The 15277-nt window shown below is 61.4% G+C and carries 13 protein-coding genes and 5 tRNA genes; 17 read left to right on the top strand and 1 reads right to left on the bottom strand.

The window, feature by feature from the left end; translation table 11 throughout:
• Window positions 1-163 precede the first annotated feature (163 nt).
• From fabF to FW789_RS01270, 10 genes are all read left to right on the top strand, one after another.
• Entirely contained in the window at window positions 164-1408 is a 1245-nt protein-coding gene (fabF, locus tag FW789_RS01225) for a beta-ketoacyl-ACP synthase II (protein WP_103438122.1), read from the top strand.
• Complete coding sequence (gene pabC / locus FW789_RS01230) at window positions 1408-2229, top strand: aminodeoxychorismate lyase (protein WP_207074243.1); 822 nt, start codon at window positions 1408-1410, stop codon at window positions 2227-2229. Before fabF ends, pabC begins: the two co-directional genes overlap by 1 nt.
• Before the next feature lie 3 nt (window positions 2230-2232).
• A complete protein-coding gene (gene mltG, locus FW789_RS01235) occupies window positions 2233-3426 on the top strand; it encodes an endolytic transglycosylase MltG (RefSeq protein WP_411562773.1) in 1194 nt (397 codons plus the stop codon).
• 9 nt (window positions 3427-3435) lie between these two features.
• The gene (gene tmk / locus FW789_RS01240; protein ID WP_446430788.1) at window positions 3436-4068 is read left to right on the top strand and encodes a dTMP kinase; all 633 of its coding nucleotides are present in this window, start codon (window positions 3436-3438) and stop codon (window positions 4066-4068) included.
• Window positions 4061-5047, top strand: a complete 987-nt coding sequence (locus FW789_RS01245; protein WP_103438118.1) for a DNA polymerase III subunit delta' — start codon at window positions 4061-4063, stop codon at window positions 5045-5047. Before tmk ends, FW789_RS01245 begins: the two co-directional genes overlap by 8 nt.
• Before the next feature lie 31 nt (window positions 5048-5078).
• On the top strand, window positions 5079-5861 hold the full coding sequence (locus tag FW789_RS01250) for a TatD family hydrolase (protein WP_446430789.1): 783 nt from the start codon (window positions 5079-5081) through the stop codon (window positions 5859-5861).
• Window positions 5862-6266: 405 nt separating this feature from the next.
• Window positions 6267-6902, top strand: a complete 636-nt coding sequence (locus FW789_RS01255; RefSeq protein ID WP_101321468.1) for a TetR/AcrR family transcriptional regulator — start codon at window positions 6267-6269, stop codon at window positions 6900-6902.
• Window positions 6903-7010: 108 nt separating this feature from the next.
• Window positions 7011-7979 carry a GTP 3',8-cyclase MoaA gene (locus FW789_RS01260; protein ID WP_103438116.1) on the top strand — a complete coding sequence of 323 codons (969 nt, stop codon included), beginning with the start codon at window positions 7011-7013 and terminating at the stop codon, window positions 7977-7979.
• A gap of 66 nt (window positions 7980-8045) precedes the next feature.
• A complete protein-coding gene (locus FW789_RS01265; protein ID WP_101321464.1) occupies window positions 8046-8651 on the top strand; it encodes a DUF4823 domain-containing protein in 606 nt (201 codons plus the stop codon).
• A gap of 12 nt (window positions 8652-8663) precedes the next feature.
• Window positions 8664-9224 (top strand): DUF1285 domain-containing protein, encoded by a 561-nt coding sequence (locus FW789_RS01270; RefSeq protein ID WP_103438115.1) that lies wholly within the window; start codon window positions 8664-8666, stop codon window positions 9222-9224.
• Between the two features lie 36 nt (window positions 9225-9260).
• On the opposite strand, the gene FW789_RS01275 is transcribed toward FW789_RS01270, so the two are convergent.
• A complete protein-coding gene (locus tag FW789_RS01275; RefSeq protein WP_207074247.1) occupies window positions 9261-10457 on the bottom strand; it encodes an aromatic amino acid transaminase in 1197 nt (398 codons plus the stop codon).
• 279 nt (window positions 10458-10736) lie between these two features.
• Between FW789_RS01275 and uvrB the strand changes: the two genes are divergently transcribed.
• From uvrB to FW789_RS01310, 7 genes are all read left to right on the top strand, one after another.
• Window positions 10737-12752, top strand: a complete 2016-nt coding sequence (gene uvrB, locus FW789_RS01280; RefSeq protein ID WP_103438113.1) for an excinuclease ABC subunit UvrB — start codon at window positions 10737-10739, stop codon at window positions 12750-12752.
• 146 nt (window positions 12753-12898) lie between these two features.
• On the top strand, window positions 12899-14380 hold the full coding sequence (gltX, locus tag FW789_RS01285) for a glutamate--tRNA ligase (protein WP_103438112.1): 1482 nt from the start codon (window positions 12899-12901) through the stop codon (window positions 14378-14380).
• A 245-nt stretch (window positions 14381-14625) separates the two neighbouring features.
• A tRNA-Ala gene (locus FW789_RS01290) sits at window positions 14626-14701 on the top strand.
• Between the two features lie 76 nt (window positions 14702-14777).
• Window positions 14778-14853, top strand: a tRNA-Glu gene (locus FW789_RS01295).
• 53 nt (window positions 14854-14906) lie between these two features.
• Window positions 14907-14982 (top strand) — tRNA-Ala (locus FW789_RS01300).
• A 42-nt stretch (window positions 14983-15024) separates the two neighbouring features.
• Window positions 15025-15100, top strand: a tRNA-Glu gene (locus tag FW789_RS01305).
• Window positions 15101-15164: 64 nt separating this feature from the next.
• Window positions 15165-15240, top strand: a tRNA-Ala gene (locus FW789_RS01310).
• Window positions 15241-15277 lie beyond the last annotated feature (37 nt).

Below are 15277 nucleotides of genomic sequence, written 5' to 3' on the forward strand. Positions count from 1 at the left end.
TGTAGTCGACGCTTCTTGTCGGGGAAAACCGCACTGCCGTCACTGGCGTGCGGTTTTTTCTTTGCGAGATGTGTGAAGCAGGCACCAAGAGCCTTTTGCCATTGCCTTTTGCTGCAAAATGCAACGGCAAGAGACTCTGTTATTGGACAATGAGGAGAGTACTGTGTCGCGTAGACGCGTCGTGGTCACTGGTATGGGCATGCTGTCGCCGCTGGGTACCGATGTACCGAGTACCTGGCAGGGCATTCTGGCTGGCCGCAGTGGCATCGGTCTGATCGAACACTCCGATCTGACGGCCTACTCCACCCGTTTTGGCGGCTCGGTGAAAGGCTTTGAAGTCGAGCAGTACCTGTCGGTCAAAGAGGCCCGCAAGCTCGACCTGTTCATTCAATACGGCCTGGCCGCAGGTTTCCAGGCGTTCCGTAACGCCGGGCTGGAAATCAACGACAGCAACCGTGAGCGGATCGGCGTGGCCATGGGCTCCGGCATCGGCGGCCTGACCAATATCGAAGAGACCAGCCGGACCCTGCACGAGCAAGGCCCGCGGCGCATCTCGCCGTTCTTTGTGCCTGGTTCGATCATCAACATGATCTCCGGCTTCCTGTCGATCCATTTGGGTCTGCAGGGTCCGAACTATGCCATCGCCACTGCCTGCACCACCGGCACCCATTGCATCGGCATGGCAGCGCGCAACATTGCCTACGGTGAAGCCGATGTGATGATCGCCGGCGGCGCTGAAATGGCTGCGTGTGGCCTGGGCATGGGCGGTTTCGGTGCTTCGCGTGCGCTGTCGACGCGCAATGACGAGCCAACCCGGGCCAGTCGGCCGTGGGACAAGGGCCGTGATGGTTTCGTGCTGTCCGACGGTGCCGGTGCACTGGTGCTCGAAGAGCTCGAGCACGCCAAGGCGCGCGGCGCCACCATCTATGCCGAGCTGGTTGGCTTTGGTATGAGCGGTGATGCCTATCACATGACCTCGCCACCGGATTCCGGTGAGGGTGCGGCGCGCTGCATGACCAACGCCCTGCGCGATGCCGGCATCGCCCCGGAAGAAGTCAGCTACATCAATGCACATGGCACCTCGACCCCGGCCGGCGATATCGCCGAAGTGGCCGCGATCAAGCGTGTGTTCGGTGAGCATGCGTACAAGGTGGCAGTCAGCTCGACCAAGTCGATGACGGGTCACCTGCTTGGTGCTGCCGGTGCCGTGGAAGCGATCTTCAGCGTGCTGGCAATCAACAGCCAGATGGCGCCGCCGACCATCAACCTGGACGAGCCGGACGAGGGCTGCGATCTCGACTTCGTTGCCCATCACGCCCGCAGCATGCCGATCGACGTGGTGCTGTCCAACTCGTTCGGCTTTGGTGGTACCAACGGCTCGCTGGTGTTCCGCCGGTTCGCCGACTGATGCACAGCTGGATCGACGGCCAACCCGCGACTGCAGTCAACCTGCACAACCGCGGGCTGGCCTACGGCGATGGTCTGTTCGAAACCATCGCCGTGCGTGCCGGCAAGCCCAGCTTGCTGGAGCTGCACTTGCAGCGCCTGGCACTGGGCTGCCAGCGACTGGCTATCAGCATCGACCTGCCGTTGGTGCGCGACGAACTGCTGCGCTTTGCCAGCCAGCTCGGCGACGGCGTCGCCAAGCTGATCGTTACCCGTGGCGATAGCCAGCGCGGCTACGCTCCAGGCGTTGGCGTCGCGGCTCGGCGCATCCTTCAGGGTAGCCCGCTGCCACAGTATCCCGCAGTCAATGCCGAGCAAGGCGTGCGTTTGTTCGCCTGCCAGACGCGCCTCGCGGAACAACCCCTGCTGGCCGGCCTCAAACACCTCAATCGCCTTGAGCAAGTGCTTGCCCGCGCCGAATGGCAGGATGCCGAGCACGCCGAAGGGCTGGTCTGTGACAGCCACGGGCGGGTCATCGAGGGCGTTTACAGCAATCTGTTCATGGTTCGTGGCGGGGTGCTGCAAACGCCTGAGCTGAGTCGCTGCGGTGTAGCCGGGGTAATGCGCGGCGCCTTGCTGGCGCAAGCGCCGGCACTGGGTATCAGCGTGCAGGTGAGTGATCTGGCCCTGGCTGACCTGGAACAGGCCGAGGAAGTCTTTCTCTGCAACAGCGTGTATGGAATCTGGCCGGTACTGGAGTGCTCTGCGCTCAAGCTGAACTGGCCGGCGGGGCCGCTCACCCGTAAACTGCAGGCCGTTGCCCGGACGTTACTGGATACCTGATTCGTGAGACGCAAATTTCTCCTGCTGCTGGAAATAGGCCTGATCCTAGCCGGTCTGGCGTTGGGCTGGTCGGCCTGGAAAGTCCATTCGGCCCTTGAGCAGCCCCTGCACGTCGAGCAGGAGCGGATGCTCGAGGTGCCCAACGGCACCACACCCAATCGCATGTTCTACCGCATGCAGACTGACGGCTTGCTCGACGATGCCGTCTGGCTGCGCCTTTACTGGCGCTTCAACATGGCCGGCACGCCACTGCATACCGGTGAATACCGGCTGACACCTGGCATGACCGTCAACCAGCTGTTCGATGCCTGGCGCCGTGGCGATGTTGTGCAGTACAACCTGACTCTGGTCGAGGGCTGGACCTTCCGCCAGGTGCGCGCGGCAGTGGCCAAGCACGAGAAAATCACCCAGACCTTGGACGGCCTGTCCGATGCCGAGGTGATGGACAAACTCGGCCATAGTGGCGTGTTCCCTGAGGGGCGCTTCTTTCCGGATACCTACCGCTTCGTGCGTGGCATGAGCGATGTCGAGTTCCTGCAGCAGGCGTACATGCGTCTTGAGCAAGTGTTGGCCAAGGAATGGGCCGAGCGGGCCACCGATCTGCCTTACCGCGACCCGTACCAGGCGCTGATCATGGCTTCGCTGGTCGAGAAGGAAACCGGTATCCCGCAAGAGCGCGCGCAGATTGCTGGGGTGTTCGTGCGGCGCCTGCGGCTGGGCATGATGCTGCAGACCGACCCGACCGTGATCTATGGCATGGGCGAGCGCTATAACGGCAAGATCACCCGGGCCGACCTGCGCGAACCGACACCCTACAATACCTATACCATCAGTGGCCTGCCGCCGACACCGATCGCTATCGTCGGCCGCGAGGCGATTCATGCCGCGCTGAACCCGGCCAACGGCACCAGTCTGTACTTCGTTGCGCGGGGCGACGGCAGTCACGTGTTTTCCGACGACCTCGACAACCACAACTCGGCAGTGCGCGAGTATCAACTCAAGCGCCGCAGCGACTACCGCTCCAGCCCCGCGCCGCAGGCGCAGCCGGGTGCGATTGACCAGCCAGAACCGGCAGCGGGAGACCAGCCGACACCTGCTGCGGATGCACCGGCAGACGCACCTGCGTCGACCCCGCCAACCGTACCGGCGACCGACGCTGCCCCCGCAGCGGCGCCGACACCCGATGACAAACCCTAAGGACTGCGCGTGAGCGGCTTGTTTATTACCCTGGAAGGCCCCGAAGGCGCGGGCAAGAGCACCAACCGCGAATATCTGGCGCAGCGCTTGCGCGAGCAGGGCCTGGACTTAGTGCTGACCCGCGAGCCGGGCGGCACGCCGGTTGCTGAACAGATTCGTGAGCTGCTACTGGCACCAAGCGACGAAAGCATGGCAGCGGATACTGAATTGCTGTTGATGTTTGCGGCGCGTGCCCAGCACCTGGCCAAGGTCATCCGCCCGGCGCTGGCGCGCGGTGCGGTGGTGTTGTGCGATCGCTTCACCGATGCCACCTACGCCTACCAAGGCGGCGGCCGCGGGTTGCCGGTCGAGCGCATTGCTATGCTGGAAACATTTGTCCAAGGCGATCTGCGCCCTGACCTGACGCTGGTGTTCGACCTGCCGATCGAGATCGGCCTGTCGCGCGCGGCTGCCAGGGGCCGTTTGGACCGCTTCGAACAAGAAGGCACGGCCTTCTTCGAGGCCGTGCGCCATGCCTATCTGGCACGGGCCCAAGCTGACCCGCAGCGCTACAGCATCCTCGATGCCGGCCAATCGCTGGAGGCGGTGCAGCGCGACATCGACAGTTTGTTGCCGGCCATGCTGGAACGCGCCCGTGGCTGAGGCCTTCGCCTGGCAGGATGCGCTCTGGCAGCAATTGGCCGGGCGCAGCCAGCATGCCCATGCGTACCTGCTGCACGGTCCGCAGGGGATTGGCAAGCGGGCCCTGGCCGAGCGCCTGATGGCGCGTTTGTTGTGCCAGCAGCCGCAAGGCGCTGATGCCTGCGGGCAGTGTAAGTCATGCTTGTTGCTGCGCGCTGGCAGCCATCCGGACAACTACGTGCTGGAGCCGGAAGACGTCGACAAGCCGATCAAGATCGACCAGGTTCGCGATCTGGTGTCGTTTGTTGTTCAGACCGCGCAGTTGGGCGGGCGCAAGGTGATCCTGATCGAACCGGTCGAGGCCATGAACATCAATGCCTCCAACGCCTTGCTCAAGAGTCTGGAAGAGCCGTCCGGCAATACGGTGCTGCTGCTGGTCAGCCATCAGCCGAGCCGACTGTTGCCGACCATCAAGAGCCGTTGCCAGCAAGTTGTATGTCCGCAACCAAACCTTGCCCAAAGCCAGGCCTGGCTCGCCAATGCGTTGCCAGACAGTGAACCGGGAGAACGCGAGGAGCTGCTGACCCTGGCGGCAGGATCGCCACTGATGGCGGCCAAGCTGCACGCGCAAGGTGTCCTCGAGCAACGTGCGCAGGTCACCGAGGGCGTGAAAAAACTGCTCAAGCAGCAACAGTCACCGACGCAACTGGCCGAGTCGTGGAACAGCGTGCCGCTGCTGCTGCTGTTTGACTGGTTCTTCGAGTGGTCGCACCTGATCCTGCGCTATCAGATGACCCAGGACGAAAGAGGCCTGGGCCTGGCAGACATGCGCAAGGTACTGCAGTATCTTGCGCAGAAAAGCCGCCAGGGCAAGGTGCTGGAAACCCAGGCGTGGATCCTTGAACAGCGCCAGAAGGTGCTGGGCAAGGCCAACCTCAACCGCGTGTTGCTGCTGGAAGCCTTGTTGGCCCACTGGGTCCAGCTGCCAGGCTCACGCTGACTCCCTTCTTCTATATATGTGTCCTGCTGCCATGCTCGTAGATTCCCACTGCCACCTCGACCGTCTAGACCTGAGTGCCCATGGTGGCTCGCTCGACGCTGCCCTGCAGGCAGCGCGCGAGCGCGGGGTAGGGCACTTTCTGTGCATCGGCGTGAGTGCCGACAATGCCGCCGCGGTAAAGGCGTTGAGTGAACAGTACGCAGATGTAGACTGCTCGGTGGGTATCCATCCGCTGGACCTGGGGCCAGGAGAAACCCCGGCGCTGGACTGGCTGCTCAGCGAGCTTGCGCATCCGCACGTCGTGGCGATTGGTGAGACCGGCCTGGATTATCATTACGAGCCTGAGGCGGCGAGCCTTCAGCAGGCGTCTTTCCGCCTGCACCTGGAGGCCTCGCGGCAGACCGGCAAGCCGGTGATCGTGCATACCCGTGCGGCCAGGGCCGATACCCTGGCGCTGTTGCGCGAAGCCAGCCTGGAGCAGGCCGGGGTGTTGCACTGCTTCACTGAAGACTGGCCGATGGCCAAGGCGGCGCTGGATCTGGGCTACTACATCTCGTTGTCCGGCATTGTCACCTTTCGCAATGCCGAGGCCCTGCGCGACGTGGCCCGCCAGGTCCCCAGCGATCGTCTGCTGGTCGAGACAGACTCACCGTACCTGGCGCCGATCCCTTACCGAGGCAAGCCCAACTTGCCTCAGTACGTGCGCGAAGTCGCCGAATACGTCGCGTCGCTGCGTGGCGTCAGTTATGCACATTTGGCCGAGCAGACCACGGCCAACTTCAAGCGCTTGTTCCCGCTTGCGCGAGTACGCTGATCTGGCAGTCTGATTGGCGGGCAAAAAAAACCCGGATTCTGGGGGAGGAAACCGGGTTAAGACCATTAGGAGTAAACAAAGGCACGCGGTCCCTGAGCGCCTTTATCGGCACGCCACTTGGGGGGATGTGGCGCGTCAACACTTCAAGTATTGGTCAGCTTTGGCACAGTGCCAGCGACAACTGGTCGTTTTTTAAACAGATTTGGAATACGTCGCGGGATGCACAGTGCATTCCCTGCATGCGAGTCACTTCGATTGGCCAATCTGCAGCTTGCCCAATCAATCCCACCGCTTGCGAACTTATCGTGAAACACAGACATGCGCCGATGATCCGTGCAATTTCTTGCAAGATAGGCATAATAATCCGCTTCGATTGTCAGCCAGTCCTCCCCCATGCAGCCTCCCATGCAGAAAGAACCGCGTAAGGTCCGTGAGTTTCGCCGTCGCGAACAAGAGATCCTTGATACCGCCCTCAGACTGTTCCTCGAACAGGGTGAAGACAGCGTCACTGTCGAGATGATCGCCGACGCCGTTGGCATCGGCAAGGGTACGATCTACAAGCACTTCAAGTCCAAGGCAGAGATCTACCTGCGCCTGATGCTCGACTACGAGCGCGATTTGAACACCTTGCTGCACTCGGCCGATGTCGACCGCGACAAAGAAGCACTGTCGCGTGCCTACTTCGAATTTCGCATGCGTGACCCGCAGCGCTACCGGCTGTTCGATCGCCTTGAAGAGAAGGTAGTCAAGGGTAATCAGGTACCAGAGATGGTCGAGGAGCTGCACAGCATTCGTGCCTCCAATTTCGATCGCCTGACTCAACTGATCAAGGGTCGCATCAGCGAAGGCAAGCTTGAAGACGTGCCGCCGTACTTCCACTACTGCGCCGCCTGGGCGCTGGTGCATGGCGCAGTGGCGCTGTACCACTCGCCGTTCTGGAGCAATGTGCTGGAAGATCAGGAAGGCTTCTTCCAGTTCCTGATGGACATCGGTGTGCGCATGGGTAACAAGCGCAAGCGCGACCCCGAACCGAACGCCTGACAGCAACGCCCCGTCACCCTTTGCGGGGCTGTCCGACATGCGAGCTTGCAAAAACCTGATTTATGAGTCAGGTTTTGCACGGTTTATTCTTCCATGTCGGAGTCATCCATGATCGTCGATCGTCAAGGCAGGCGTTTTCGCAACCTGCGGGTCAGCCTGACGGCGGCCTGTAACTACGCTTGTACCTACTGCGTACCCGACGGCAAGCGTTTGGTGGCGGCGCAGGATGAGCTCTCTGGCGAGGACCTGGCACGAGGGGTGGCTTACCTGATCGAGGCGGCCGGCATCGAGCGTCTACGCATCACCGGCGGCGAGCCACTGATCAGTCCCAGGCTCGAAGGGTTTCTCACCGCCATCGCCGGCCTCGACCTGCACGACATCAGCCTGACGACCAACGGCCAGTTGCTGTCGCGGCGCCTGCCGCTGCTACAGGCCGCGGGTGTCCGCCGCTTGAACGTGTCGCTGGATACCCTCGACGCCGCTGCATTTCGCAGCATTGCTCGCGGCGGTGACCTGGCCACGGTGTTGCTTGGCATGCAAGAGGCCAGTGCGGCTGGCATGCGCATCAAGGTCAACATGGTGCCGATGCGCGGACAGAATCTGGATCAGGTCGCGCCGCTGCTGGACTACTGCCTGGCGCGTGGCTACGAGCTGCGTTTCATCGAGCTGATGCGCATGGGCCACCTGGCGCGCGACGGCAATGCCTTTCGCCAGCAGTTGGTCAGCATGCCTGAGCTGCTGACGCTGATCGGCCAGCACCATGCCTTTGAGCAGGCCAGCGCTGCTGTTGATGCCACCGCATTGCGCTACCAGATCCCCGGCAAAGGCTATTTTGGCGTTATCGCCAACGAGAGCGTACCGTTCTGCCGCGCCTGTTCGCGGCTGCGCTTGTCCTCAACCGGCTGGCTGCATGGCTGCCTGTCGAGCAGCAATCGGCACTACATCGGCGACTTGCTTGATCGCCCCCGTCACCAGGCCTTGCCAGCGCTGCAACGGTTACTGGTAAAAGCCTTGGCTGACAAGCAGGAGCTGGCGTTCGCCGGTGGGGTAATGGTAATGAAGGTGATCGGCGGCTGACTCTGGCGCAAAAGCTGCATCTGGCGGTTATTCGCCGGTTTTTCGTCACCGGTCTCTGGAGGAAAGATGCGTAGCCTGGTCTTGCTGCTGGCGCTGATGGCGCTTGGTGGCTGCATGAATGTCAGCGATATGGGCGAAGGTGTTCGCTATCACATGAGCGATGCCGGTCTGCTCGATCATAGCGATACCCAGCGTAGCCTGTCGGTGCGCCTGCAACCGGATTCGTTCATCTATATTGGCCAGGGTGCGTTCGTGCCGCCGGGCAAAGGCCCGCTGCCGCAGCAGAATATCGTCGCCGAAGAGGCGTTCAAGGCTTTTGTCGAGTACTTCCCGCTGGTGCGTCGTGCGCAAGGCCCGCTGGGCCTGGAAGATGCCATCGCCGAAGCCCGCTCGGTCGGTGCCCATTACGTGCTGTATACCCGCTTCGCTCGTACCGACGACCGCATCGGCAATGGTGATGAGTGGTACGACGAACAGGCAGTCGACCGGCTCGGTTGGGACACCGGCGTGGTGCAGATGATGCTCATCGAAACCAGCACTCGCTACCTGATCGATACAGCGCGGATCAAGAGCCGTGGCGGTTTGTTGACGTTTCACGACAATAGCCCGCAGGATTTGCTCGCAGCGCCCATGCGCGAGTACGCTCGTAGCCTGTTGGGTATGAGCCGCTGATAGGAGAGGGTGATGACCGAGTCTGTCGAGACCAATGATCTGTTGGCGCAAATCCCCAAGGGGAGGGGCCCGGCGCCGGTTCACCTGTGGAACCCGGATTTTTGCGGCGACATCGACATGCGCATCGCCCGTGATGGCACCTGGTTTTACCAGGGCACGCCAATTGGCCGTAAACCGATGGTGCGACTGTTTTCCAATATCCTGCGCCGTGATGGTGATGATTACTTTTTGGTGACGCCGGTCGAGAAGGTCGGCATCCAAGTCGATGACGCGCCGTTTGTGGCGGTGTTGCTGGAGGTGATCGGTGCGGGGGAGACGCAGGTTTTGCGTTTCACCAACAATGTTGAGGATGTGATTGAGGCTAGCAATGCGCATCCGTTGCGAGTCGAGGTTGATCCGGTCACGCAGGAGCCTGCGCCGTACATCCTGATGCGCAGCAACCTTGAGGCGCTGTTGCATCGCAATGTGTTCTATCAGTTGGTGGAGCTGGCGGTGCCGCGCTTGCTGGACGGCGAGGAATGGCTCGGGGTGTGGAGCCATGGCCAGTTTTACCCGATTGGGCGTGCTGGCTGAAAACAGTTGGGGGCTGCAGAGCAGCCCCCAACTGCATCAAAGCACCGCGACGATAGCTTTGGTCACTACGTGGATGTTGCTCTGGTTCAGCGCAGCAACACAGATACGGCCAGTATCCAGCGCATAGATGCCGAACTCATCCTTCAGGCGATTGACCTGCTCGGCAGTCAGGCCCGAGTAGGAGAACATCCCGCACTGGCGACCGACAAAGCTGAAGTCGCGCTTGGCACCATAGGTAGCCAGCAACTCGACCATCTGCTTGCGCATGCCGTGAATGCGATTACGCATTTCGCCCAGCTCGTCTTCCCACATCTGGCGCAGCTCAGGGCTGTTCAGTACGGCAGCGACGATGCTTGCGCCGTGGGTCGGCGGGTTGGAGTAGGTGGTGCGGATAACCCGCTTGACCTGCGACAGCACGCGGGTGCTTTCGTCGTTGGAGGCAGTGACGATCGACAGCGCGCCGACGCGCTCGCCATACAGCGAGAACGACTTGGAGAACGAGCTGGAGACAAAGAAGTCCAGGCCCGACTCGGCGAACAGGCGTACGGCGAAGGCGTCTTCGGCGATGCCGGCGCCAAAGCCCTGATAGGCCATGTCGAGGAACGGCACATGGCCTTTGGCCTTGACCACTTCCAGGACGTTTTTCCAGTCGTCCAGGGTCAGGTCGACACCGGTCGGGTTATGGCAGCAGGCATGCAGGACGATGATCGAGCCCGACGGCAGCTGGTTGAGGTCTTCGAGCATGCCGGCGCGGTTGACGTCGTGGCTGGCAGCATCGTAGTAGCGGTAGTTCTGTACCGGGAAACCGGCCGTCTCGAAAAGCGCGCGGTGGTTCTCCCAGCTCGGGTCGCTGATGGCGACGACGGCATCAGGCGACAGGCGCTTGAGGAAGTCTGCGCCGATCTTCAGTGCGCCAGTGCCGCCTACGGCCTGCACGGTGACCACGCGGCCAGCGGCCAGCAGTGGCGATTCGGCGCCGAACAGCAGCTTCTGTACAGCCTGGTCGTAGGTGGCAATCCCATCGATCGGCAGATAGCCGCGCGAGGCATGCTGTGCGGCACGCTGGGTCTCGGCTTCGATCACTGCGCGCAGCAGCGGGATACGGCCTTCCTCATTGCAGTAAACGCCGACGCCCAGGTTCACCTTGTCGGTGCGCGGGTCGGTGTTGAAAGCTTCGTTGAGGCCCAGGATAGGGTCGCGGGGTGCCAGCTCGACAGCGGAAAACAGGCTCATTGTTACCTTGGCTCTGAATGGAGTGTGATAGGGCTTGCACGCTCCAGCCGAATGCACTGAAGCGGTGCACAAACGGGGAGTCAGTATAGAGATACGCGCCGACCGCTGCGACCATCGGGCGCGGGTTTTCCGGCGTTTTTTCGCAATTTTTTTGGACCATTGGTCTAATTGCCCGGTCCACAGAAACACACGTTCACATCGCCAGCCGCGAAGCGGGCAATGGAAAGGCCCGTTTCGGTGTAGACTACTGGCTATATTTACAGTTGCTCGAGGTCTGCCATGTCCGAGTTTCAGCTTGTCACCCGTTTTCAGCCGGCCGGCGACCAGCCTGAGGCGATTCGCCAGTTGGTCGAGGGTATCGACGCCGGGCTTTCGCACCAGACCCTGCTCGGGGTAACCGGCTCGGGCAAGACCTTCAGTATCGCCAACGTGATTCAGCAGGTGCAGCGGCCAACCCTGGTGCTGGCGCCGAACAAGACCCTGGCGGCCCAGTTGTATGGCGAGTTCAAGGCGTTTTTCCCGAACAACGCGGTCGAGTATTTCGTTTCCTACTACGACTACTATCAGCCGGAAGCCTATGTGCCGTCTTCGGACACCTTCATCGAGAAGGATGCATCGATCAACGACCATATCGAGCAGATGCGCCTGTCGGCTACCAAGGCCCTGCTCGAGCGACGCGACGCCATCATTGTCACCACGGTGTCGTGCATCTACGGTCTGGGCAGCCCTGAAACGTACCTCAAGATGGTCCTGCACATCGATCGCGGCGACAAGTTCGACCAGCGTGCGTTGCTGCGGCGCCTGGCCGATCTGCAGTACACCCGCAACGAAATGGACTTCGCCCGCGCCACCTTCCGCGTGCGCGGTGATGTCATCGACGTGTACCCGGCCGAGTCAGACCTCGAGGCGATCCGCATCGAATTGTTCGATGACGAAGTGGAGAACATCGCCGCCTTCGACCCGTTGACCGGCGAGGTGCTGCGCAAGCTGCCACGTTTTACCTTCTATCCGAAGAGCCACTATGTAACCCCGCGTGAAACCCTGCTTGGGGCAATCGAGGGCATCAAGGAAGAGCTCAAGGACCGCCTTGAGTACCTGCACAAGAACAACAAGCTGGTCGAGGCGCAGCGCCTCGAGCAGCGCACCCGCTTCGACCTGGAAATGATCCTCGAGCTGGGCTATTGCAACGGTATCGAAAACTACTCGCGCTACCTGTCTGGCCGGCCTTCCGGTGCGCCGCCGCCCACCCTGTACGACTACCTGCCTGCCGACGCCCTGCTGGTGATCGACGAGTCGCACGTGAGCGTTCCGCAGGTCGGCGCCATGTACAAAGGTGACCGTTCACGCAAGGAGACTCTGGTCGAGTACGGTTTCCGTCTGCCATCGGCGCTGGACAACCGGCCCATGCGCTTCGATGAATGGGAGTCGGTCAGCCCGCAGACCATCTTCGTTTCGGCCACCCCCGGTCAGTACGAGGCGGAGCATGCCGGGCGTGTCGTCGAGCAGGTGGTGCGGCCGACCGGCTTGGTTGATCCGTTGGTAGAAATCCGCCCGGCGCTGACCCAGGTCGACGACCTGCTATCGGAGATCGGCAAGCGCGTGGCCGTTGGCGAGCGCGTGCTGGCCACCACTCTGACCAAGCGCATGGCCGAAGACCTCAGTGACTACCTGGCCGACCACGACGTACGCGTGCGCTATCTGCACTCGGACATCGACACTGTCGAGCGGGTAGAGATCATTCGCGACCTGCGTCTGGGTACCTTCGATGTGCTTGTGGGGATCAACCTGCTGCGTGAAGGCCTGGACATGCCCGAAGTGTCGCTGGTGGCGATTCTGGACGCCGACAAGGAGGGTTTCCTGCGCTCGGACCGCTCGCTGATCCAGACCATCGGCCGCGCAGCGCGTAACCTCAACGGCAAGGCCATCCTGTATGCCGACCGCATGACCGGCTCGATGCAGCGCGCCATCGACGAGACCGAGCGCCGGCGGGCCAAGCAGATCGCCTTCAACGAGGCCAATGGCATCGTGCCCAAAGGGGTGGTCAAGGACATCACCGACATCATGGAAGGCGCCAACATCCCCGGCGGGCGCAGCAAGAAGCGCAAAGGCATGGCCAAGGCGGCGGAGGAGAGCGCTCGCTACGAAGCCGAGTTGCGCACCCCAGGCGAGATCACCAAACGCATCAAACAGATGGAAGAGAAGATGTTCCAGCTGGCGCGCGATCTCGAGTTCGAGGCCGCCGCGCAGATGCGCGACGAGATCACCAAGCTACGTGAGCGGCTGATCACCAGCTAGGTTGCCCGACGGGTTCGGTGATCGGCATAGCCTGCCGATCACCGGCACGCCCGGTCTGACGGCGAGGCGATTGCGCCACCGCTGGAGCCTGATGCCCGCTCCCTGCTAACATCGCGCCTTTGTTTCAACTTCGTTCGAGACCCTCCATGACCACCGTTCGCACGCGTATCGCGCCATCGCCCACCGGCGACCCCCATGTTGGCACCGCCTACATTGCCCTGTTCAACTACTGCTTTGCCAAGCAGCACGGCGGCGAATTCATCCTGCGCATCGAGGACACCGATCAGCTGCGCTCGACCCGTGAGTCGGAACAGCAGATCTTCGACGCCCTGCGCTGGCTGGGCATCGAGTGGAACGAAGGCCCGGACGTGGGCGGTCCGCACGGCCCTTACCGGCAGAGCGAGCGTGGCGAGATCTACGCGAAGTACGCCAAGCAATTGGTTGACGCCGGGCATGCGTTCTACTGCTTCTGCACCGCAGAAGAACTCGACCAGATGCGCGCCGAACAGATGGCCCGGGGCGAGACGCCGCGTTACGACGGCCGCGCGCTGTTGCTCAGCGCTGAGGAAGTGCAGCGTCGCCTGGCCGCTGGTGAGCCCCATGTGATCCGCATGAAGGTGCCAAGCGAAGGCGTCTGCGTGGTCCCGGACATGCTCCGTGGCGATGTCGAGATCCCGTGGGATCGCATGGACATGCAGGTCCTGATGAAAAACGACGGCCTGCCGACCTACTTCCTCGCCAACGTGGTCGATGACCACCTGATGGGCATCACTCACGTCCTGCGTGGCGAAGAGTGGCTGCCGTCGGCGCCCAAGCTGATCAAACTGTATGAGTACTTCGGCTGGGAGCAGCCGCAGCTGTGCTACATGCCGCTGCTGCGTAACCCGGACAAGAGCAAGCTGTCCAAGCGCAAGAATCCGACCTCGGTCACCTTCTACGAGCGCATGGGCTTCATGCCCGAAGCCATGCTCAATTACCTCGGCCGCATGGGCTGGTCGATGCCGGACGAGCGCGAGAAGTTCTCCCTGGCCGAGATGGTCGAGCACTTCGACCTGTCGCGGGTTTCCCTGGGTGGGCCGATCTTCGATATCGAAAAGCTGTCCTGGCTCAACGGCCAGTGGCTGCGTGAGTTGCCGGTCGAGGAGTTCGCTGCACGGGTACAGAAGTGGGCGTTCAACAGCGATTACATGATGAAAATCGCGCCGCATGTGCAGGGCCGCGTAGAGACCTTCAGCCAGATCGCCCCATTGGGTGGCTTCTTCTTCGAGGGTGCGTTGAAGCTTGATGCAAAGCTGTTCGAGCACAAAAAGCTCTCGCCCGATCAAGTCCGCCAGGTCATCCAGCTGATTCTGTGGAAGCTGGAGAGCTTGCGCCAGTGGGAGAAAGACCGCATCACCGGTTGCATCCAGGCCGTGGTCGAATCGCTTGAGCTGAAGCTGCGTGACGCCATGCCGCTGATGTTTGCTGCTATCTCCGGCCAGGCCAGTTCGGTGTCGGTGCTGGATGCGATGGAAATCCTTGGCCCTGACCTGACTCGCTACCGCCTGCGCCAGGCGCTGGATCTGCTCGGTGGTGTGTCGAAGAAAGAAAACAAGGAATGGGAAAAACTGCTGGCCAACATTGCCTGACAGCCAGTTACCCAAGCGTGCTTGCCTGCCCCAGCTGATGCTGGGCGGGCCGGCTGCCGCAGGCAAAATCGTCAGTTGCCGGGGCAGGGCGGTAAGTGATTGTTATCTGTGAAAAATCTTTTGGTTAATTTCAAAAATTTGTTTGACAGCATAGCCATCCGATCTTAATATGCGCCCCGTCCACAGCGATGAACGTAAAGAACTGTCAGCAACCCAGCCGGCAATTCAGTTCAAAGCGACATTGTGGGGCTATAGCTCAGCTGGGAGAGCGCCTGCATGGCATGCAGGAGGTCAGCGGTTCGATCCCGCTTAGCTCCACCAAATTCCGATTCTTGGCCAGCACTGCTGGCGGAGAATGAAACCCGGCTGCAGTGCCAGGTTTCACGGTAGAAGGTTCGTCCCCTTCGTCTAGTGGCCTAGGACACCGCCCTTTCACGGCGGTAACAGGGGTTCGAGTCCCCTAGGGGACGCCAGTTTTACACAAGCGATGTCTAACCATGTCGCTGGGCCGCGAGGCTAGAAATCCGGGGCTATAGCTCAGCTGGGAGAGCGCCTGCATGGCATGCAGGAGGTCAGCGGTTCGATCCCGCTTAGCTCCACCAATTTTGCCGCGGTTTGTGCAAACGAACCGGCACGAAGGTTATGTCCCCTTCGTCTAGTGGCCTAGGACACCGCCCTTTCACGGCGGTAACAGGGGTTCGAGTCCCCTAGGGGACGCCAGTTTTACCCGCGTTTTGCGGGGCTTTAAAGGCTCATTCGCATATTGGATGGGCCTTTTGTTTTAGGGGCTATAGCTCAGCTGGGAGAGCGCCTGCATGGCATGCAGGAGGTCAGCGGTTCGATCCCGCTTAGCTCCACCAATATTTGCCAGGGTTCGTGAAAGCGTGCCTGCACGAA

It is taken from the genome of Pseudomonas sp. 1121_17 (assembly GCF_052850745.1).